This window comes from Pseudomonas caricapapayae, from assembly GCF_001400735.1.
GTDB lineage: Bacteria > Pseudomonadota > Gammaproteobacteria > Pseudomonadales > Pseudomonadaceae > Aquipseudomonas > Aquipseudomonas caricapapayae.
Genome location: NZ_LJPW01000054.1, coordinates 90,798 through 109,772 on the forward strand (window position 1 = coordinate 90,798; position 18,975 = coordinate 109,772).

The 18,975-nt window shown below is 59.0% G+C and carries 18 protein-coding genes, 1 tRNA gene and 3 pseudogenes; 11 read left to right on the forward strand and 11 right to left on the reverse strand.

Annotation, left to right across the window (positions count from 1 at the left end):
* The 6 genes from ALO80_RS07595 to ALO80_RS07620 form a co-directional block, all read right to left on the reverse strand.
* A complete protein-coding gene (locus ALO80_RS07595; protein WP_055008512.1) occupies positions 1–1,320 on the reverse strand; it encodes a lysine N(6)-hydroxylase/L-ornithine N(5)-oxygenase family protein in 1,320 nt (439 codons plus the stop codon).
* Between the two features lie 54 nt (positions 1,321–1,374).
* Positions 1,375–2,352, reverse strand: a complete 978-nt coding sequence (locus ALO80_RS07600; RefSeq protein WP_055008513.1) for an ABC transporter substrate-binding protein — start codon at positions 2,350–2,352, stop codon at positions 1,375–1,377.
* Positions 2,349–3,488: an NAD(P)/FAD-dependent oxidoreductase gene (locus ALO80_RS07605; RefSeq protein WP_055008514.1), complete on the reverse strand. Its 1,140-nt coding sequence runs from the start codon at positions 3,486–3,488 to the stop codon at positions 2,349–2,351. The genes ALO80_RS07600 and ALO80_RS07605 overlap by 4 nt, the downstream gene beginning before the upstream one ends.
* A gap of 13 nt (positions 3,489–3,501) precedes the next feature.
* Positions 3,502–5,001, reverse strand: coding sequence for a methionine--tRNA ligase (locus tag ALO80_RS07610; protein WP_055008515.1), 1,500 nt, complete (start codon positions 4,999–5,001; stop codon positions 3,502–3,504).
* Positions 4,994–5,386 (reverse strand): cupin domain-containing protein, encoded by a 393-nt coding sequence (locus ALO80_RS07615; RefSeq protein ID WP_054987414.1) that lies wholly within the window; start codon positions 5,384–5,386, stop codon positions 4,994–4,996. Before ALO80_RS07615 ends, ALO80_RS07610 begins: the two co-directional genes overlap by 8 nt.
* A 332-nt stretch (positions 5,387–5,718) precedes the next feature.
* Positions 5,719–6,684 carry a site-specific integrase gene (locus ALO80_RS07620; RefSeq protein ID WP_055008516.1) on the reverse strand — a complete coding sequence of 322 codons (966 nt, stop codon included), beginning with the start codon at positions 6,682–6,684 and terminating at the stop codon, positions 5,719–5,721.
* A gap of 234 nt (positions 6,685–6,918) precedes the next feature.
* Here ALO80_RS07620 and ALO80_RS07625 point away from each other — a divergent pair, with 234 nt between their 5' ends.
* Positions 6,919–7,440 carry an antitoxin Xre/MbcA/ParS toxin-binding domain-containing protein gene (locus tag ALO80_RS07625; protein WP_055008517.1) on the forward strand — a complete coding sequence of 174 codons (522 nt, stop codon included), beginning with the start codon at positions 6,919–6,921 and terminating at the stop codon, positions 7,438–7,440.
* On the opposite strand, the gene acuI is transcribed toward ALO80_RS07625, so the two are convergent.
* Both acuI and acuR read right to left on the reverse strand, forming a co-directional pair.
* The gene (acuI, locus tag ALO80_RS07630) at positions 7,401–8,384 is read right to left on the reverse strand and encodes an acrylyl-CoA reductase (NADPH) (RefSeq protein WP_055008518.1); all 984 of its coding nucleotides are present in this window, start codon (positions 8,382–8,384) and stop codon (positions 7,401–7,403) included. The two genes, ALO80_RS07625 and acuI, sit on opposite strands and share 40 nt — an antisense overlap.
* 50 nt (positions 8,385–8,434) lie before the next feature.
* A complete protein-coding gene (gene acuR / locus ALO80_RS07635) occupies positions 8,435–9,070 on the reverse strand; it encodes an acrylate utilization transcriptional regulator AcuR (protein WP_055008519.1) in 636 nt (211 codons plus the stop codon).
* 142 nt (positions 9,071–9,212) lie between these two features.
* Between acuR and ALO80_RS07640 the strand changes: the two genes are divergently transcribed.
* The 7 genes from ALO80_RS07640 (at position 9,213) to ALO80_RS31385 (ending at position 14,874) form a co-directional block, all read left to right on the forward strand.
* Positions 9,213–10,292, forward strand: a complete 1,080-nt coding sequence (locus ALO80_RS07640; protein WP_055008520.1) for an NAD(P)H-dependent flavin oxidoreductase — start codon at positions 9,213–9,215, stop codon at positions 10,290–10,292.
* Between the two features lie 101 nt (positions 10,293–10,393).
* Positions 10,394–11,161, forward strand: a complete 768-nt coding sequence (gene modA / locus ALO80_RS07645; RefSeq protein WP_055008521.1) for a molybdate ABC transporter substrate-binding protein — start codon at positions 10,394–10,396, stop codon at positions 11,159–11,161.
* Positions 11,162–11,842 carry a molybdate ABC transporter permease subunit gene (gene modB, locus ALO80_RS07650; RefSeq protein ID WP_055008522.1) on the forward strand — a complete coding sequence of 227 codons (681 nt, stop codon included), beginning with the start codon at positions 11,162–11,164 and terminating at the stop codon, positions 11,840–11,842. It begins immediately after the preceding gene.
* Positions 11,843–11,845: 3 nt separating this feature from the next.
* Positions 11,846–12,934, forward strand: a complete 1,089-nt coding sequence (modC, locus tag ALO80_RS07655; RefSeq protein ID WP_055008523.1) for a molybdenum ABC transporter ATP-binding protein — start codon at positions 11,846–11,848, stop codon at positions 12,932–12,934.
* Between the two features lie 88 nt (positions 12,935–13,022).
* A complete protein-coding gene (locus ALO80_RS07660; RefSeq protein ID WP_055008524.1) occupies positions 13,023–14,093 on the forward strand; it encodes a DNA topoisomerase IB in 1,071 nt (356 codons plus the stop codon).
* Positions 14,094–14,259: 166 nt separating this feature from the next.
* Positions 14,260–14,345, forward strand: a tRNA-Leu gene (locus ALO80_RS07665).
* 184 nt (positions 14,346–14,529) lie between these two features.
* Entirely contained in the window at positions 14,530–14,874 is a 345-nt protein-coding gene (locus ALO80_RS31385; protein WP_055008525.1) for a hypothetical protein, read from the forward strand.
* 172 nt (positions 14,875–15,046) lie between these two features.
* Here ALO80_RS31385 and rarD read toward each other — a convergent pair whose 3' ends face one another.
* Positions 15,047–15,952 carry an EamA family transporter RarD gene (gene rarD, locus ALO80_RS07675; RefSeq protein ID WP_055008526.1) on the reverse strand — a complete coding sequence of 302 codons (906 nt, stop codon included), beginning with the start codon at positions 15,950–15,952 and terminating at the stop codon, positions 15,047–15,049.
* 30 nt (positions 15,953–15,982) lie between these two features.
* A complete protein-coding gene (locus ALO80_RS07680; protein WP_055008527.1) occupies positions 15,983–16,918 on the reverse strand; it encodes a LysR family transcriptional regulator in 936 nt (311 codons plus the stop codon).
* 224 nt (positions 16,919–17,142) lie between these two features.
* Here ALO80_RS07680 and ALO80_RS07685 point away from each other — a divergent pair.
* Positions 17,143–17,361: pseudogene (locus tag ALO80_RS07685) on the forward strand (SOS response-associated peptidase family protein); the annotation flags it as partial.
* Positions 17,362–17,389: 28 nt separating this feature from the next.
* Here the strand turns inward: ALO80_RS07685 and ALO80_RS31950 are convergent.
* Positions 17,390–17,986 (reverse strand): annotated as a pseudogene (locus tag ALO80_RS31950) (SGNH/GDSL hydrolase family protein); the annotation flags it as partial.
* Positions 17,987–18,126: 140 nt separating this feature from the next.
* Between ALO80_RS31950 and ALO80_RS07695 the strand changes: the two are divergent.
* Both ALO80_RS07695 and ALO80_RS07700 read left to right on the forward strand, forming a co-directional pair.
* Positions 18,127–18,429, forward strand: coding sequence for a hypothetical protein (locus tag ALO80_RS07695; RefSeq protein WP_055008529.1), 303 nt, complete (start codon positions 18,127–18,129; stop codon positions 18,427–18,429).
* 52 nt (positions 18,430–18,481) lie between these two features.
* A pseudogene (locus ALO80_RS07700) lies at positions 18,482–18,871 on the forward strand (tyrosine-type recombinase/integrase); the annotation flags it as partial.
* Positions 18,872–18,975: the final 104 nt, after the last annotated feature.

An 18,975-nucleotide genomic window follows, 5' to 3' on the forward strand; every position in this document is an offset into this window, starting at 1 on the left:
TCACTTCCACTGTGCCAACAAAGGTTCGGCTGCCGGTGTTACCGCCTGCTGAAGCGCAGTGGCGATACGCTCGGCGCGCAGCGCCATCAGCGAGAACGACTGGCTGTCGCTGATTCCGTGGCTGCGTTCGGAAAGTCCGTTGACCCAGATATTCACGTCGCACTCGCCCTGCGTAGCGACGCGGTAATCCCGACCAATCAGCAGGCCGCCATCCAGATCGGCCTTGAGCCATGGCTGCAAGCCACTCAATAGCGGCGGTATCAGGTACTGCTGATAACCGGTGCCAAGCACCACCGCATCGACCTCGATCATCTGGGTACGCTGACTGAAGGTGTCGGTCAGCTCGACCCGGTAGCCATCGGCGCTGTGCTCGATGGCACTGATCAGGCTGTAGGCGTGGGTCTGCAGACGCTTGCGTCCGGCGATGGAGTCCTCATAAATCAGCGAAAACAGCTTCTGGCTTTCATCCGGGTCGATTCCCGCATAGTTGGTCGAGCGGCTCCAGTCGAGAAAACGCTGCCGCGCGGCGGGGCTCAGGCTGTGAAAGTAATCGACGTGATCCGGGGCAAACACCCGGTTGGGGAACTGACCCAGTTGAGTGAGCTTGAAACCGGCAGAGCGATGCACTGAATGCACCTTGATGGCAGGATCGCGACTGACCAGCTCCAGCACCGACTCACTGGCGCTTTGCCCCGAGCCCAGCACCAGCCAGCGCTTGGGCAAGTGTTCGCCAAAAGCTTGCAGGCGGGTCAGAAACTGCGAGGTGTGAAACAGCGTCGGGCCAAGCAGCGCCTCGAATGCGTGTGGAATACGCGGTGCGCTGCCGCTGGACAGCACAATGTTGCGCGTCGAGAAGGAGGTATCCGGCGTACAGACCCGGACTTCATGCAGGCGACCGTTGCGGATCACCGGGTCAATTCCGGTTGCTGGAGTATTGAAGCGGGTCTGGCTGTCCACTTGCCTGGAAACCCAGGCAAGATAATCCGACCATTCATGGCGACTGGCGGGACGGCCCAACAAGCCGAAATCGAACATCCGCCCCTGTTCCTTGAGGTACATGGCGAAGGAAAAGCGGCTGCGCGGGTTGCGCGGCGTTACCAGATCGCGAAATACGTGATGGTTGATGTCGGTCCCGGACAGCAAAAGTTCGCGGTGCCATTGGCTGTCTTGCGCGGCTTCCAGATAGCGGATGGACAGCGAACCGAGCGGGTCATTGGCCTCCCGTGCGTCTTCAACAGCACAGGCCAGCGCGATGCCGGCTGGACCGAAGCCGATACAGACGGCGTCCGGGTTCAACGTGTGTGGTGTAGAGTTACCCATGAAGTTCCTGTCCTTAGAGTTGGCGTGAAGCGGTGTTCTTGGTTTTTCTTGCGGCTATCGGGTGACGCGGGTCAGTCCTGTGGGGCCCGGGGCCCAGATGCAGGTCATCGCGCCTCGCAGCTCACCCCGATCAAAGCTAACTGCGCCCAACGGTGTGTTGAAGGTGGTGTGCTGCAACGCGTCCAGCAGTTGCCCGGCGCGAAGACCGCCATTGGCCAATTCAGCCAGCGCGTAAAGCATCAGCAGGCTTTCGCGAAAGTAGGCAGGCGGCTCGGCAGCAAACAGCTTCCGGTGCAGCGCTTGGGCGTGGCAGGCATTTGCTGTGCTGTCGGGAGCGCCGAAACCGATGACGAAAGTGTTGCGGTCGCGCGATGCAGGACGACCCAGGTATGGCGAGGCCGCGTCGTCGGTGAGCACCAACGGGAGAGTGCTGCCGGCCTGTCGGCGCGCCAGCCAGTGTTCGCGACTGGCTTTGAGACGCCCGGCAAAGACTTCCACATCGGCGCGGTCTGGCTCGTCGACGCACTGCAACCCGGCATTTGCCAGGGTTTTACTGATGGCTGCGCCCAGAGCCTGACCATGAGCACTGTCGTCAGCCTGAACATGCACGCGCCGCCACTGACGGATCGCCAGCCAATTCACCAGCTCCACCGCCAGTTGCCTGTCCGCCGGGCAAAAACGAAAGACGTTGCGATGCTCCAGCGTCAGGCAGTCAATCGTCGCAGCGGGTGTCAGCAGCGCGATACCGGCTTGCCGATATAGCGCGGCGGCGCTGACGGCAGCGTCCGAAGAGAAATGGCCGATGACCAGATCGGCTTTCCAATCAATCATTTGCCGCGCCACTTCGGCCCCGCGAACGGCATCGGCTCCGTCGTCGAGAAAGTGCCATTGCACCCGCGCAAGTCCCGGCACGCAGTTGCGTGCCACCGCCAGCGCCCTCATGAAGGTCCGGGCGTGCGGCGTGTCGTGGGGGTCGAACAGTGCGCTGACACCGACCCGCAAGCCTGGCACCAGTGAGGCGAGGGGCATCATGGCTGTATCCCCGCCAGACTGGCAGCGGGCATCTGCCGACGTGGCGACAATGCCGACCAGCCGGAGCACGACCGGTCCTTCCCGGCCAGGTGATCTCGCAATTGCTCGAAAGCGATCCTGGCGACGCCAGGCGCAAACTTGAAACCCAGCCCCGACATGCCGGCTGCCAGATAAACCGGGCTCTGTCCGGGGCAGAACCCCAGCATCGGACGACCGTCGGCGCTGTAGCTGTCGAAACCCGGCAGCACATCCAGTACCCGCGTGCTGGCTGTAGAACCACACAACCGGGCAATCCGTCTGCAGGCGTCCTCGGCATGCCGCGCATCGGGCTGCGCCAGATGCTCCGGCCAAGGGCCGCTGTCGCGCGTGCCACAGCCGGTCTGCACGATAGGGCGAGTCAGCGGCACGCCATAGCTCTGCGTAACCTCATCGATCACCGGCATTGACCAGTCGCTCTCGGTCACGACCCGAGCCAATGGAATCGAACGGGCTTCCAGCCCCGCCTGCGGCACCAGATGCTGACTCCAGGCACCCGCAGCCACCACTACGGCTCGACAACGCAGCGTTGCATCGCCCATTTCGATGTGCACAAGATCAGCAGCGCGGCAATCGATGGCCTTGATCTCGCGATGCTCCAGCAGCAAACCCTGCTGACGGACCACCTGACACAGCGCGACAACAGCTTGACGGACATTGCCGACGCAGGCGCGGGCTTCGAACAGGTTCACCCGATTCGCTGCCGGACAGTGCGGATAGCGGCTTCCATCCAGTTCATGACCTGCAAGCAGGCGCATCGGGTAGCGCTCGTTACCGTATTGCTCAATGGCGCGGCACAGATTATCCAGTTGCTCGGTGGCGGCCCGATAGATCACACCCGTGCAGCGCAGCGCGCTGGCGTATGTCGTCGCGAAAACACCGTCGTTCATCAAGCCTATCGAGCAGGCTGCCAGCTCCATCAGCAGAGGATCGCTGTCGTAAAGGCGAACCAGCCCACCAGAGTAACCGCTTGCGCCCAGACTGCCGGCTGCGGCCTTGTCGATCAGCGCGACCGACACACCTTCGCTGCACAGCTTCGCCGCGATACTGGCACCGGTAATCCCGGCGCCGATGACCGCTATATCATAATCGATGAACATGGGGTGCATCCGTTCAGATGGAGTATTCGGCAGCCGCGCCGTTCATGAGCGTGGCGTTCACCCGGGCTTCGGGCAGATCGAATGCCATCATGATGTGCGCTGACGTCTCTGGAATCAGCGCCCTGCCAGCCACTGCGATGAACGCCGCCAGATGGCTGACGGACCGGCCTTCAGCCAGACGCGCACGGGTAATGGCGATCACGTCGAGCAGAACCAGAGCCATGTTTTTCATCGAGAATTTCGCAGGCTCTGTGGCTCTGTTCCATTGCACGCGCAATGCCTCCAACAACCCGGCGTCCGCTCCGCAGAGACCGCTCCACCAGCTGTCGTCGCGATTTTTTCCGGCGTCCAGCAAGGCGGGGAAAAACTCGTTGAACACCTCCGCCCGCCACTCAAGGAAATGCGCCAGACGAAAATCGCCTTCGCTTTCCTCAGGAGCGATGCTCGCCAGATACAGGCGCGCACTGTCGGCGCAGGCTTCACGGGCCAGATCGCCGACCCAGATCGCGTGGTTGCGGCTGGTCGACAGGTTCAGGCCGTCCAGTTTCAGAAACTGATTGGGCATGAAGCGCTGGCGAACCTTGATATCGCGCAGCGCCGACAGCTGCGCCGGGTAGACGACGGCGTGGCTGAACACGCAGTCAAAGCCGAGAAAATGCACCAGCGTGCCCTGCCCCGACTGCCAGTACTGACGGAACAGCTCTGGACGTTCGACGCTGTCGGCATATTCACGAAATGCCGCCATATAGCCCGCCAGGCCCATGAACCAGGTGTGGGTGCGGCAGGAACCGTCGGCCTGCAGGTCAAGCCCGCCGTCGCCCGGACGGGTTACGCCCCAGTCATGCAGGTGCTCCAGCGTGTCGCGCAGCCAGTTGTCGAGCGGCTTGCGCCATTGCTGGCCCAACAGACGATTAGCCAGTTGCGGCTTGAAATCAGCCAGCTTCAGAAACGCGCGATGAGCCGTTTTCCATTGCGACGGTTGCTTGCAGAGCTTGCAGTGCAAGCCGATCATCAGTTCTGCGTCGGGGGCCTGAGCGCAGTTCTCGCACTGGCTGGCATCGGACTCGGCACCACAGTAATTGCAGTTGCCCCGGGCGAATGCCTCATAGCCCCAGACATCGCAATCGGGGCAGTAAGGCTCGCTGGAGTCACGAAACTCGATCGAACCGTCGTCACGCAACGCGTTGAAGACCTCGCCAACCGCCTCTGCGAACCAGGGGTTGTCGTGCGGACGCATCCAGTTGTCGGGTTTTATGTTGATCGCCGCCAGCGACGCTTCGATACGGTCGGAATTACGTCCTGCCAGTTCGATCGGATCGACGCCCTGCTCCAGCCCCTTACGCAACATGTAGGACTGGTAATCATCGGAATAGGAAACCAGCACGCATTCGTGACCACGCTGGCGCTGAACCCGGGTAAAGACGTCTGCCGCCAGAAACGGGCCTGCAATATGGCCTATGTGCAAATCGCCATTGGGAGTGGGCGGCGTGATGGTAACGATGAACTTACTCATCAAGGCACCCCGTGCTCTGGTCATGCTGCGCCACGAAGGCGTTCACGTAGTTCATGTCCCACCACACCACATAAAAGTGGAAGTCCTCGGTGGAATCATTGATGACGTAATGGTTGGTATGTTTCGGAATGGCGGCGATATCGCCGACAGTGAATTCCATCTGCCTGTCGCCGATTACCAGACGGGCACTGCCCTTGATGGCAATGAAGATTTCCTGATCGATCTGGGTATGCGCTTCGCTGCAGGTGCCCGGACGGACCACGCACCAGCCGCCGGCAAACGGCATTGGATAGCCGTCCCATGGCAACAGGCGACTGCCTTCCAGCCCGTACTCATGTACCAGTGAGTCGAAGCGGGTTTTACGGTGTATAGCGAACTTTTCCATGCTCATTTCCGTACGTTTCAAGTGCGGTAAAGCATGAAAGTGTTGCCAATTGTTGGCTATTCGATTGCCGGATAGCTCAGGTTCGAGAAATCGATTTTCTGGATGGCCATCGCCGCAAACGCTGGCCGTCGCTATGTTTTTTGGCAATGACGGGTATCAATAACGCTGATAATTGAATCGGCGGCTGCCGTGTTAACGTTGTCGGCGATGAACGAACATATCCCCGGTCTGGCGAATCCGCGTCGCTAGGCCTGAGAATCTCTGCTCTGCTTCATCACTCCTTTGGTTAGATCTTTAAGCCACCCTGCTTACGCGAGGTGGCTTTTTTTTGCTTAAAGATCAAACCCGTCCACTATGTTGCGGCGCTCGTTCTCGCTGCGCATGTCATAACTGGCGGTGGTCGAGATGTGCGTGTGGTGCGCGAGCTTCTGGGCAATCGACAGATCGAACTCTTCGATCACCCGGGTGATGAACGAACGCCGGAAATCGTGAGGCATGATATCGACGCCCACCTGCCGTCCACGCTGCTTGGCGATGAAGTAAATGGCGTGTTTGGTGATTCGGTCGCGGGTGATATGACTGCCGCGTCGAATCCGGTTGAACAGGAAGGCGTCATCGCCCTGCCCCGGCTGGAGGCACGAGCGGCGCAGTTCCAGCCAGTCGTTCAGCGCCTTGAACGCCCACTCCGGGGCGTATTTGATCAACTGTTTGTTGCCTTTGCCCAGCACTCGAAGGCTGCGTTCGGCGAAATCGATCTGTGAAAGATCCAGGTTGACCGACTCGGATTTGCGCATCCCCGACCCATACAGAATCGCAATAATCGCGGCATCGCGACGCCCCTGTGGCCTGGGGTCTGCAGCGCATGCCTCCATCAGTTCACGAATCAACGTACGGCGAATATTACGGCCTTTGACCAGGCGCGTGCCGCCGACAGGCTTGATGGAGCGGATTTTCAGCAACTGATCGTGGCTGATCAGGTCGTGCCGCCAGGCTTCGTTCATCACGCCACGGATAGCATTCACATACAGCGAGGTGGTGTTGGGCGCGTAGTCGTCTTCACGCAGCGTCGCGACCAGTGCGGTGACATGGCCAGGCTGCAGGGTGTGCCAGGGAATGTCATGAATATCGACGTCAGCCATGCCCAGACGATCTGCCGCGTCCTGCAGAACATAGGTCATGGTCAGGCGGCTCGAAGGTGCCAGGCGGTCGAGGTAGAGGCGCAGCGGCTTGTTGACATCAGGCAGCGAAGGCTGGCTGACAATGCGTGCGTCCTGGTTGCTGTGACGGTCATGCGGCATGTGGAGCGACGCCTTTTCTGGTGCAAGCGCGTGCGGACAGCCCCGTCGCTCTTCATTCGTATTCAGGCGGCTGACTTTAGCACGGAGCCTCTGGCGCGGCACCTTTGCCGCAGCGTGTTCAGCGCAACAACCTCAGCCCATGCGGCAATCACCGGTAACAGCACGCCGCTTGAACGACGCTCTGACTGATATAGCCTTGGCCTTCTTCCCAGATACCAAAGGCAATTAGGCATCTTGATTCTGCCCCTCGCTAGCAAAGCACATGGCCGTCGCGAGGCGGCTGCACGTTTCTGGTTGCTGGCCCATCAGGTCAGTCAGCGCAGCGCAGCCGAACGCCTGACTAACATTCAGGCGGGCTTTGCGCCTGGCTGGATCCGCGCAGTCCGGGAAGCGCTACGCCTGGCTCCCCCGCAAATGGAAGCACTGTTCAACGCATCGATCTCGACCCTGGAACGTCGCCAGCGCCAGCAACAGTCACTGGACCCGGTGGCCTCTGAGCGTCTGGATCGTGTCGCAATGGTTGCCAGTCACGCTTTACGGGCGTTTGAAACGCCCGAACGGGCCGCTCAGTGGCTGATCACCCCGAACTCAGCACTTGGCAATCACATCCCGTTGCAACTCTGCGAAACCGGGCTCGGCACGGCTCAGTTGCATCGTCAACTTGGCGGCTTGCCGGAGCGGCATGACGAAGGCCAAAGCAACCTTTTTGACCCTGTTCAGCGCCCGGTGTCCACCACGACACGGCCACGAACCTGACCCGCAATCAGTTGCGGCGCAGTATCGATCACCTCGCTCAAGCCGATTTCCCGGCTGATCAGCGGCAACAACGCCAGGTCAAGATCGGTCGCCAGCCTGGACCAGGCTTCAAGCCGATCAGCGCGCGGGCGGGTCACGCTGTCGATGCCGGCCAGCGTGACACCCCGCAGAATGAACGGCGCAACCGAGCCCGGAAACTCCATACCCTGCGCCAGGCCGCAGGCCGCCACTATGCCGCGATAACGAATACCGGCGCACACATTTGCCAGCGTATGACTACCGACAGAGTCGATTGCCGCCGCCCATTGCTCCTTGACCAAAGGTCGCCCCGGTTGCGAAAGGGTCGCCCGGTCAACGATCTGCGCTGCGCCGAGTTGGTGCAGATACTCACTTTCCGAAACGCGCCCGGTGGAAGCAATTACCCGATAGCCGAGCCTGGCCAGGATAGCGATGGCAAAGCTGCCAACCCCACCATTGGCACCGGTCACCAGCACATCGCCGTGGTCGGGCGTCAAACCGTGCTTCTCAAGAGCCAATACGCTGAGCATCGCGGTGTAACCCGCCGTGCCGATGGCCATCGCCTGCGCGGGCGTGAACGCATCCGGCAATGGAATGAGCCATTCGCTTTTGAGTCGCGACTTTTGCGCCAGGCCGCCCCAGTGCCCTTCGCCAACACCCCAGCCATTTAGGAGGACCTTGTCGCCCACCTTGTACTCAGACGTTTCGCTGGCTTGCACCGTACCCGCCAGATCAATGCCCGGCACCATCGGAAAACTGCGCACGATAGGGCTTTGGCCAGTGATTGCCAGCGCGTCCTTATAGTTCAGCGTGCTGTGTGACACGTTTATCGTCACATCACCAGAAGGCAATTGTGCTTCGTCGATATCGGTCAGATTGACGCGATAGCCCGCATCGTCCTTGTCGATCAAAATGCCCTTGAACATGTGCGCCTCCAATTTAGACTGATCGTCTTTAAATAGTCCTGAAGAACAATTCATTGCGGCAAACCACGAAGGTAACCGGCAATGAACGTGTTCAGTGGTGTGTCGCTTTTGACCAGCCGTGCCCGGAGCACCGCCCCTTCCCAGCCGATCCAGAAAAACGCGGCCAGTTCGTCGCAATCGGCACTTCTGGCCAACTCACCGTGCGCCTGTGCGGCCCTGAGACAACACGCCAGCTTCAACTGCCAGTCCAGCAGCGTCTGCTCCAGTACGTTACGAAACCCTTCCGGCAACAGACCGACTTCCTGGCCCAAGTTGCCGACCATGCAACCGCGTCGATAATCATGCCGCGCCATGCCGCTCTTGGCACTTTGCACAAAGCCGACCAGTCGCTCCAGTGGCGATAGCGCCTCGTTCAGCAGCCAGTGGTCCAGCCGCTGTGCAAAATAGCGGGCGTACTCATCCAGTACCGCCCGGCCGAAGGCTTCCTTGCTGGTGAAGTAGTGATAGAACGAGCCTTTGGGGATGCCGATTTCCTTAAGGATGTAATCCAGCCCGGTGGCCGAAAAGCTTTGCTCAGTAAGCACTTCCAGACCACGGCGCAGCAGTACCTCGCGGGTTTCGAGGTTGTCGCGGTCCACTTTCGGTGGCCGCCCGGGGCGTCTGGTTTTTACAGGCAATTGAGTCATGCCGGAATATTAGACCGATCGTTTTTTATGTCAACCTCGCCGCGCGGTCTATGTTTTGCACCGGAAATGCCGTTTGCCATTCACGCCAGTCTCGCGCTCAATACCCTGTGCATGACTGCCTGAATGCAAGCTGGAGAAACACATGAGCCAATGGCCGGACACCCGCATTATTGACCTGCTAAATATCGAACTGCCGGTGCTGCAAGCTCCTATGGCCGGAGCCACCGGATCACAAATGGCCATTGCTGTCGCGAAGGCTGGCGGGCTGGGATCGCTGCCCTGCGCAATGCTGAACCCTGAGCAAATCGAAAAGGAAGTCACTACCTTTCGGCAATACGCCGGCAATCCACCGCTGAACCTGAACTTCTTCTGCCATCAGCCTCCGGCCTATGATGCAGAACGCGCCGAACTCTGGAAACAGACGCTTAAACCTTATTACGAAGAGTTGGGGGCCGATTTCGATGCACCGACGCCCGTTTCCAACCGTGCCCCTTTCGACAGCGACACCTGTACGCTGGTCGAGCGCCTGAAGCCGGGGGTGGTGAGCTTCCACTTCGGCCTTCCCGAGCGAGCACTGCTGGAGCGGGTCAGAGCCACTGGGGCAAAGATCATTTCATCGGCCACTACGGTCGAGGAAGCCGTCTGGCTGGAGCAGCATGGCTGCGATGCGGTAATTGCCATGGGCTACGAAGCCGGTGGTCATCGGGGTCTATTCCTCAGCGATCAACTGCACACTCAGGTCGGCACTCTGGCGCTGGTGCCGCAAATAGTGGACGCCGTGCGCATCCCGGTCATCGCTGCGGGCGGTATTGCAGACGGCCGCGGAGTTGCGGCGGCAGTTGTTCTGGGCGCTTCGGCGGTCCAGGTAGGTACGGCGTATCTGTTCTGCCCTGAAGCCAGCGTCAGTGCACTGCATCGCCAGGCGCTGCACACTGCCACGGGCAGCCAGACTGCGTTGACCAATCTCTTCACCGGGCGTCCGGCGCGCGGTATCGTCAATCGAATCATGCGCGAAACAGGCCCTGTCAGTGCCCTCGCCCCGGCGTTCCCCTTAGCGGGCGGAGCGCTGATGCCATTGCGCGCGCAAGCAGAAAAACGCGGCAGCAGTGACTTCACGAACCTTTGGGCAGGTCAGGCGGTTGGTATCAAACATCAGTTGGGCGCGACCGAACTGACTCGGCAACTGGCTGAAAACGCGCTGAAAATTCTCTCGCCCCGGTAAAACAGTGCTTTCAGAACAACAGGCTATCGCTATATATTTAACTATATAGCGAAACGCCTTTATTTCGACGGCGTGCGTTTTCATCATCAAGGAGCTGTTCCATGCGAACGACCACGCTGCGCGCCATCCTCAAGTTCTCTGCCCTGGCCCTCGCCGCATCAGCTACAGCCAACGTGTTTGCCGACGAGGTTCAGGTCGCCGTCGCAGCCAATTTCACCGCGCCCATCCAGGCGATTGCCACTGACTTCGAAAAGGACACCGGCCACAAGCTTGTTGCCGCGTTTGGCGCTACCGGTCAGTTCTACACACAGATCAAGAATGGCGCCCCTTTTGAGGTGTTCCTGTCGGCCGACGACACCACCCCGGCAAAGCTCGAGCAGGAAGGCGACACCGTCAAGGGATCGCGTTTCACGTATGCTGTAGGCACCTTGGCGCTGTGGTCGGCCAAGGACGGTTATGTAGACGGCAAGGGCGAAGTGCTCAAGGCCAATCAATATCAACACTTGTCCATCGCCAACCCCAAGGCTGCCCCTTATGGCCTGGCAGCGACACAAGTTCTGAGCAAGCTGGGCCTGACCGACGCAACCAAAGCCAAAATAGTCGAAGGCCAGAGCATTACCCAGGCCTACCAGTTCGTTTCCACCGGCAATGCGGAACTTGGCTTCGTGGCTCTGTCACAGATCTACAAGGACGGCAAACTGACCAGCGGGTCGGCCTGGATCGTCCCGGACGCCCTGCATGACCCGATCAAGCAAGACGCCGTTATCCTCAACAAGGGCAAGGACAACGCCGCTGCCAAGGCGCTGGTCGAGTACCTTAAAGGCCCAAAAGCCGCCGCCATCATCAAGTCTTTCGGATACCAGCTGTAAATGCCCCTGGGAAGTGCCGACATCGCGGCGATCTGGCTGACACTGAAGCTGGCGTCATTGACCACCGTCATCCTGTTGATCATCGGCACGCCCATCGCGCTGTGGCTGGCGCGCACTGATTCATGGCTCAAGGGGCCGATTGGCGCAGTCGTCGCCCTGCCTCTGGTTTTGCCGCCGACGGTCATCGGCTTTTACCTGCTGCTGTTGCTTGGCCCCAATGGCGCAGTGGGCCAGCTCACCCAGAGTCTGGGACTGGGCACACTGACCTTCAGCTTTGCCGGACTGGTGATCGGCTCGGTCCTGTACTCAATGCCTTTCGTCGTCCAGCCACTGCAGAACGCATTTGCAGCCATTGGCACCCGTCCGCTGGAGGTAGCAGCCACGTTGAGAGCGGGTCAATGGGACACGTTCTTCCACGTGATTCTGCCGCTGGCAAAGCCTGGCTTTATTACAGGGGCGATTCTGGGGTTTGCGCACACGGTCGGCGAGTTCGGCGTGGTGCTGATGATTGGCGGCAACATCCCCGAGAAAACCCGCGTGGTATCCGTGCAGATTTTCGATCACGTCGAGTCCATGAAGTACCTGCAAGCACACTGGCTGGCCGGAGCGATGCTGGTGTTCTCCTTTCTGGTGCTGTTGGCGCTGTATTCCAGCGGTAAATCCAAAGCAGGATGGAGCTGAGTCATGGCGTCACCGATAGACGTTCGCATGCAGATGAGCTACCCGGACTTCACCATGAGTACCGACCTGACCCTGCCGGGGTCGGGCATCACGGCGCTGTTCGGGCCTTCAGGCTCGGGCAAGACCACCTGCCTGCGCTGCATTGCCGGGCTGGAAAAAGCCAGCCACGGCTTCATTCGTGTTCATGATGAAGTCTGGCAAGACACTGAAAAAGACATTTTCCTCGCTCCGCACAAGCGGGCGATCGGCTATGTATTTCAGGAAGCCAGCCTGTTCCCGCACCTGTCCGTGCGAGCCAATCTGGAATTCGGCATGAAACGCATCCCGCGTCAGCAGCGCAGCATTCAATTGCCGCAGGCCACCGAGCTGCTCGGCATCGACCATCTGTTAGAGCGCAGCCCTGACAAGCTGTCCGGTGGCGAGCGTCAGCGCGTGGGCATTGCACGCGCACTGTTGACCAGCCCGCGCCTGATGCTGCTCGATGAACCCTTGGCAGCGCTGGACGCCAGGCGCAAAAGTGAAATCCTGCCGTACCTGGAACGCCTGCACCGCGAGCTGGACATCCCCATGCTGTATGTCAGCCACGCTCAGGACGAGGTGGCGCGGCTGGCCGATCATCTGGTGTTACTTGAGGCCGGCAAGGTGCTGACCAGCGGCCCGATCCGCGAAACACTGGCGCGCCTGGACCTGCCGCTGGCGATGGGCGACGATGCAGGCGTGGTCATCGAAGGCACGGTCAGCGCGTACGACCGTCATTATCAATTGCTGACCGTCACCCTGCCGGGCAGCAGCCTGAGCATGCGCGTCGCACACGCCGAAATGCAGATCGGCACCCATCTGCGCGTCAAGGTTCAGGCCCGGGATGTCAGTCTGAACCTGCAACCCGACGATCAAAGCAGCATCCTCAATCGTTTGCCGGTCACCGTGGTCGAGGAAGCGCTGGCCGACAATTCGGCACATGTACTTGTAAAACTGGACACCGGGAGCACGCCTTTGCTGGCGCGCATCACGCGCTACTCCAGCGACCAGTTGAATCTGCACAGAGGCCAGTCGCTTTGGGCGCAGATAAAGGCGGTTGCCGTACTGGCCTGACGCCCTGAAAAACCGGTCAGGCAACAAATAAACGGCACCACGGTAAAAGGCCGAGGTCAGTGTTTTTAACTGCCTTTGGAACTTAGCCATGCCTGACTCGACTGCCATCAGCCCGCCCGCCAGTGAACTGCATTACGTAGACGACACTCAGCCGGGCCTTACGCGCAAGGTACTGCGCGGCAAATTTGCCTACTTCAATACCAAGGGTGAGCGGATCAAAGACGAGGCAGAGATCAAGCGGATCAACGCCTTGGCAGTCCCACCCGCTTACACCGATGTCTGGATTTGTGCTGACCCGATGGGCCACCTGCAGGCCACCGGGCGCGATGCGCGTGGCCGCAAGCAGTACCGCTACCACCCACGCTGGCGCGAGATTCGTGACCAGGACAAATACTCGCGCCTGATCGAGTTCGGCCATGCGCTGCCCAAGGTGCGCAAACAGATTGAGGCGCAACTCGCTCAACCCGGCATGGGCCGGGAAAAAGTCATGGCGACGGTTATTTCGCTGCTCGATGCAACGCTGATCCGCATCGGCAACAGCCAGTATGCCAAGGAAAACCGCTCTTACGGCCTGACGACTCTGCGTAACAAGCATGTCGAGGTCAAAGGTGGCCAGATCCTGTTCGAGTTCAGGGGTAAAAGCGGCGTCGAACACAAAGTCAGCGTCAAGGATCGGCGTCTGGCCAATGTGATCAAGCGTTGCATGGAATTGCCGGGGCAGAACTTGTTTCAGTACCTGGATGAAGACGGCGTGCGTCATGCGGTGACGTCATCCGATATCAACGCCTACCTGCAAAGCCTCACCGGCTCGGATTTCACCGCCAAGGATTACCGGACCTGGGCAGCCAGCGCTTTGGCTTTGGCCACCCTGCAAAAGCTGCACTGGGAACCGGAAGCCGACGCTAAACGACACATCGTCGATATGGTCAAGGCCGTCTCGAAACAACTGGGCAACACCCCGGCCATCTGCCGCAAATGCTACATCCATCCTGCGGTGCTGGAGGGCTTTCTGCTCGGCAACCTGGCCAAACTCCCCCGCTCCCGACAGCGTAAAGGCCTGCGCCTGGAAGAAGTTGCCTTGGCCAGTTACCTGCGGATACTGGCTGACAAAGTCGACGCCGTGGTTAACGAGGCGGTGGCGAAAGAGCGCAAAGCCTGATCGGCCGGAGACGGAAATTCAGCCTTTGCTCCAATAAAAATTCGTAGCCTCATGATTTGCCAAGCATTTCTGACAGACAAAAAAGCGTCATCCTGAGCCATTTGTGACGCTTTCGAGCTTGCTTCATGGGGGCCGGGTGTATATATTCCCTGCTCTTGGCGCTACCGCCCCGATGGCGAAATTGGTAGACGCAAGGGACTTAAAATCCCTCGTCCTTTGGACGTGCCGGTTCGACCCCGGCTCGGGGCACCACATATATATCAAGGGCTTATGGGGCATTTTGCTCAGTAGGCCCTTCTTGTTTTGGTCCGCAAAAACAGTCGTGGTCCGCAATTCTAAAAAAGCCCTCCCCCGGCGTCCTGCCGACGAACACCACTCCCCAAATCTGAATGACCCAACTACTGCATGCACACACAGCATTTGAGGATCACCCATCATGAACATCGACTACGCCGAAGACTGGCCGTTTTGCCCCTGCGCGGAACAGATGCTTAAGCAGCACGCGCACCTGGTGGCGGAGAAAAACAGACTGCTGCGCGACGAGGTCGACCGATATCGCAAGCACGTCACGAAGCTCATCGACATGCACAAAGACGCAGCCCTCGAGCGTGACAGGCTCCGGATAAAGCTGAGAGACGCGGACAGCCGGATATCTGATCTGCTGCGCGACGCTTGCGACTCTTGGGCGACAATCAACTCACAGAAGTACGTCATCGACCAGCATCGTGAAGTTATGAGATCTGCAGGAATCAACCCGGAAAGATGGGGTGAAAAGGTTTAGCGCTCTAAGCGGGCCTACACCTTGCGAATCCCGAACTGCGCGACTTTGACTATCCAGTCCAACCCGAAAGCGGAGTACCGGCGTACGGGGGTTCCCCCCATCTCCACGTCAGTAGCTCTCAAAGGGACCACTCCCTACGGCACTTCAGGTTGTCGCAAAAAGTGCAGAAGCGCTATAAGGGCTGGTTTTTCTCTAGGGAATGACAGGACGTTTGCGCTAGATAGCGGCCCCCTTCCGCTAGCAGCAACCCTACTGCAATCCAGATGGGAACATATGTCAGCCATTGCGCTGGCTTGATGTGCTCTCCCAACGCAAATGCCACAGCGACCAAGAGCACAGGCTCCACGTAGCCAAGTAAACCAAACAGACCAAATGGCAAAAGCTTTCCCGCTAGGGTGTAGGCCATGAAGGCCGCTGCGCTGATCATTGCCAGGCCGGCAAGAAGGACGCCCAGCTGCCAGGTAAATCCAGGCGCGTTTTCCTCGCCGCTTTGGCCCACCGCAAACCACGCCGCCACCGGGAACGTGAGCAGAATATCGAACCAGAGGCCACCCAAGTTCGCAGTTGCCAGCTTGCGTCGCAGCATAAAGTACAGCGGGAAACCGATGGCTACGAGCATCGTTGCCCAAGAAAATTGACCCACCTGATACAGTTCATTCAGCACCCCAAGTACGGCAAAAACCGCTGCTGCCTTCTGCATCGCGCTTAAACGCTCGCCATAGAAAACCTTACCCACCATGAGCATTACCAGCGGCAACAAGAAGTACCCCAAGGATACCTCCAGCCCTCGTCCATTCAGCGGCGCCCACATGAACAGCCACTGTTGCGAACCCAGCAAAAGGCTGCTCAGACACAGCAACGCAAGTTGCGAAGGTTTATGCCTGAGGCGTTGGCTGATTGAAGCCACGTGCCGCCACTCTCCGCTTACCAGCAGAAACACCGTTATGCAGGGCAGCATCAGTAGCATGCGCCACCCAAAAATCTGCTCCCCATTCAAGGGCCGCAACAGTGTTGCATAGTAGTACAGGAAGCCGAAAAGACAGGATGAGCCAATTGACAGCGCGATACCCTTGTACAAGAAACCTCCAGACGCTCTTATGAAATATAACTAGCCTTGGACTGCACACCACGGGGGCGTCGGCTTAAACTTCGACTCTATCCATTGCTTAAAGGCGGTCATTGCAGCACTGTTGAATCGAACCGATGGCCTGACCAGATATATGCCGCCTGCCGTATCCAGCTGCCAATCAGGCAAAACCGAGACCAGCGTGCCGGAGGCAATGTCTTGGCTAGTCAGCCAGTCACCAGCCCCTAGGATTCCCATGCCGGCCCTGGCAGCTTGCAGCAAGGACTCGCTGTCATTACTGGTCAAGTTGCCTGTAGTGGAGATGGTGTGAAGCTCCTTGTCTCGATAAAGTCGCCATTGCGGGAACGATGCCAGCCCGCTAAAGCGCAGACATCTATGCTCATTCAGGTCATTTGGAATTCTGGGTATGCCGTACCGTCCGAGATAGCCTGGTGAGGCGGTAAGGCCTCGTCGATGGTGGCAGAGCCGAATAGCAGTCAAACGGCTATCTTCAAGCTCTCCGATACGGATCGCCGCGTCGAACCCTTCTTCGATGAGATCTACCCGTCGTTCGCTATAGTCAGCCGTGACAGCAACATCGGGATGCAACTGCATGAACTCCGGCAGGAGGGAGGCCAGCCACATGCGCCCAAAAGCCCCAGGCAATGCGAGACGAAGCACACCGCGTACCTCGCTTGCGCCCAGGACAGCTTCCTGCTGGGCTTCGCGCAGCGTCTCGACTGCCGCTCTCAAACGTTGCTCCAGCTTGTTCCCTGATTCGGTCAAGCGCACTTGGCGGGTGGAACGTTCAATCAAGCGGATGCCCAGCCTTTTCTCCATAGAAGCCAGCCGCTTCGAAATAATACTGGGATGCCGTTGCAATAAACGCCCTGCTGACACGAATGTTCCCTGTGAAGCTATCGCAAGAAATGCAGCAATCTCATCACTGTGTTGTGAGTCTAAAACGTCAAGATTCATCATCGGGTCTATAAGGCAGCAAAAACGATGAGGGCAGTATGATCGCCAAGCTTCACGTGCAGCAACCCGGTTCACTTGCATGTAAATGTTGCACCAGATGCAGCAATGATTCTGCTATCGGTCTTCGTACCGCTACAAACTTTCCTGCATCCACTGAGAGCGTGCCGGCAAACCCTTAAGGGCCATGAGGCATGACTTGATGAGCCAGAGTTACACCACCAGGTAGCGATCAGGGAATGGTCGACATACACGACCGGAGACCACTGCTCCTCAGTCCTGAACTGGCTCGCGAGTGGACAGGCCCGTCCACTGCCCCATCGCGCGCTGCCGCGATAGCTAGGGAATGCTGTGCCCCAGTCGATGAGTTTGAGTGGTATACGGTTGGCAAGGCCGTGGGCAACGTCCGGAACCAAGGGGCGGAACTGATAGAGGAAGTCGAATAAATTCATACGCCCAAGGCAGCCCAAGCAGTTAAACCTTGCGTATCCCGAACTGAGCGGCCTTGACCGTCGAGTCCTGTGGCACACCTGCAGCCAGGTACAGGCCCATGCGCGAGGTGATCAAGGTTTCACTCAGGTCAATCGTGCCGCGCTGCGTTTCCAGTGCCCCGGAAAAGCTGGCCGGCATGGTGAACGGCTCTTGGTACTTGTCCATTGACCGATAGTAGAACGTGGACGAGGCCCCGCCCACCGTCTTGGTGATGGTCAATTCAGCCTCCCAAGCCAGAATGCCGCGCGACGACCCCATGATTTCCGCCGCCGACACCATTTCAATAACGTCGCCGGCCGCCAGATTGGTCTGTACCACGTTGGCCGTGGGTTGCATGTAGATGTAGCCCCCCGCAGCCGCCATGTTGCCACGCAGCTCGATGCACTGCGCCTCACCATAGGGGGCAGGCTCCTTGAACCAGCGCGTGGTGATACCGGTCAGGCCAGAGCCAACGGCCTTGTAGCCGTCCGCCAGCACCGACCCGGCCACAGCGTTCACGCCAGCCGGGAGCGTGCCGCCAGTGCCCGCCATCAGCGGGTTGGCGTTGAGGCAACCGAACGGGCGGATATCCGAGAAGATCGAGACCATCATGCCGGCCTGGGCAATGTCCGAGGCTGAAGCCGAACGAAGAAAAGAAGCCGAAGCCAAGGCAGCCTAACCCCACCCTCACCTATTGCGCTGAACGCCTCGGCAGGCGGGCAGCTGCCTGGAGAAAACACATGGCGGCGAGAGCTGTTCACTACGACCCAGACGTTGACGATTCGGATCGCGTCTTCTGCGGCACCGAGGGAGAGTTCTGGCCCGAACATCTCACCGCCTACACAGAAATGGTCACCTGCAAGCGCTGCCGGAAAATCCTCACCCGCATCGAAGCGCGACGTGCCGAGAAGGCCGAGCTATCCAAAGCCTGCGCTTGGGACAACATCGATCAACGCGCGAAGCAAATCGGGTACACAGCCCCTTGGGATGCCCTGGCCGACCTCTGCCGCCGCAAGGGCGTGCCGGTTTTCGCCGAATTCTGAACCACCCCCACCCTTTGGAATCGCTTATGAGCCAGCTCCACTAGATACTGGTATACGCGACGGCAGGCTATGGGTTCAGCAAAGCAAAACGAATGCGAAGAGGAGGATTGAAATTACAGGTGAGCTGAAGGTGGTCATTGACCGCATTATGACCAGAAAGGAAGGACACAGGATCCGCACTTCCAGGCTGATCGTTATGGATAACGGCCAGCCTATGACGAGCAGTATGTTGCGGGGAAGATTTGACGCGGCACGCGAGGCGGCCGGCGTGGAGAAGGGAGAATTTCAGATGCGAGACCTGCGAGCGAAAGCCGGCACGGATAAGGCTGAGTCGAGCGGCGATATCCTTCAAGCTCGCGATCAGCTCGGGCACACCACCGTGGTGATGACCGAGAACTACATCCGCAAAAGGATCGGGAAAAAGGTCACTCCAACCAAGTAAATTCTGCACCGCAATAGTTTTTACCCCCTTGATTTTAAAGGGCTGCAAGGCAGGTAATTAACGTGTCATGCGGTGCAGGATTATTGCTAACTATATGTTTATTA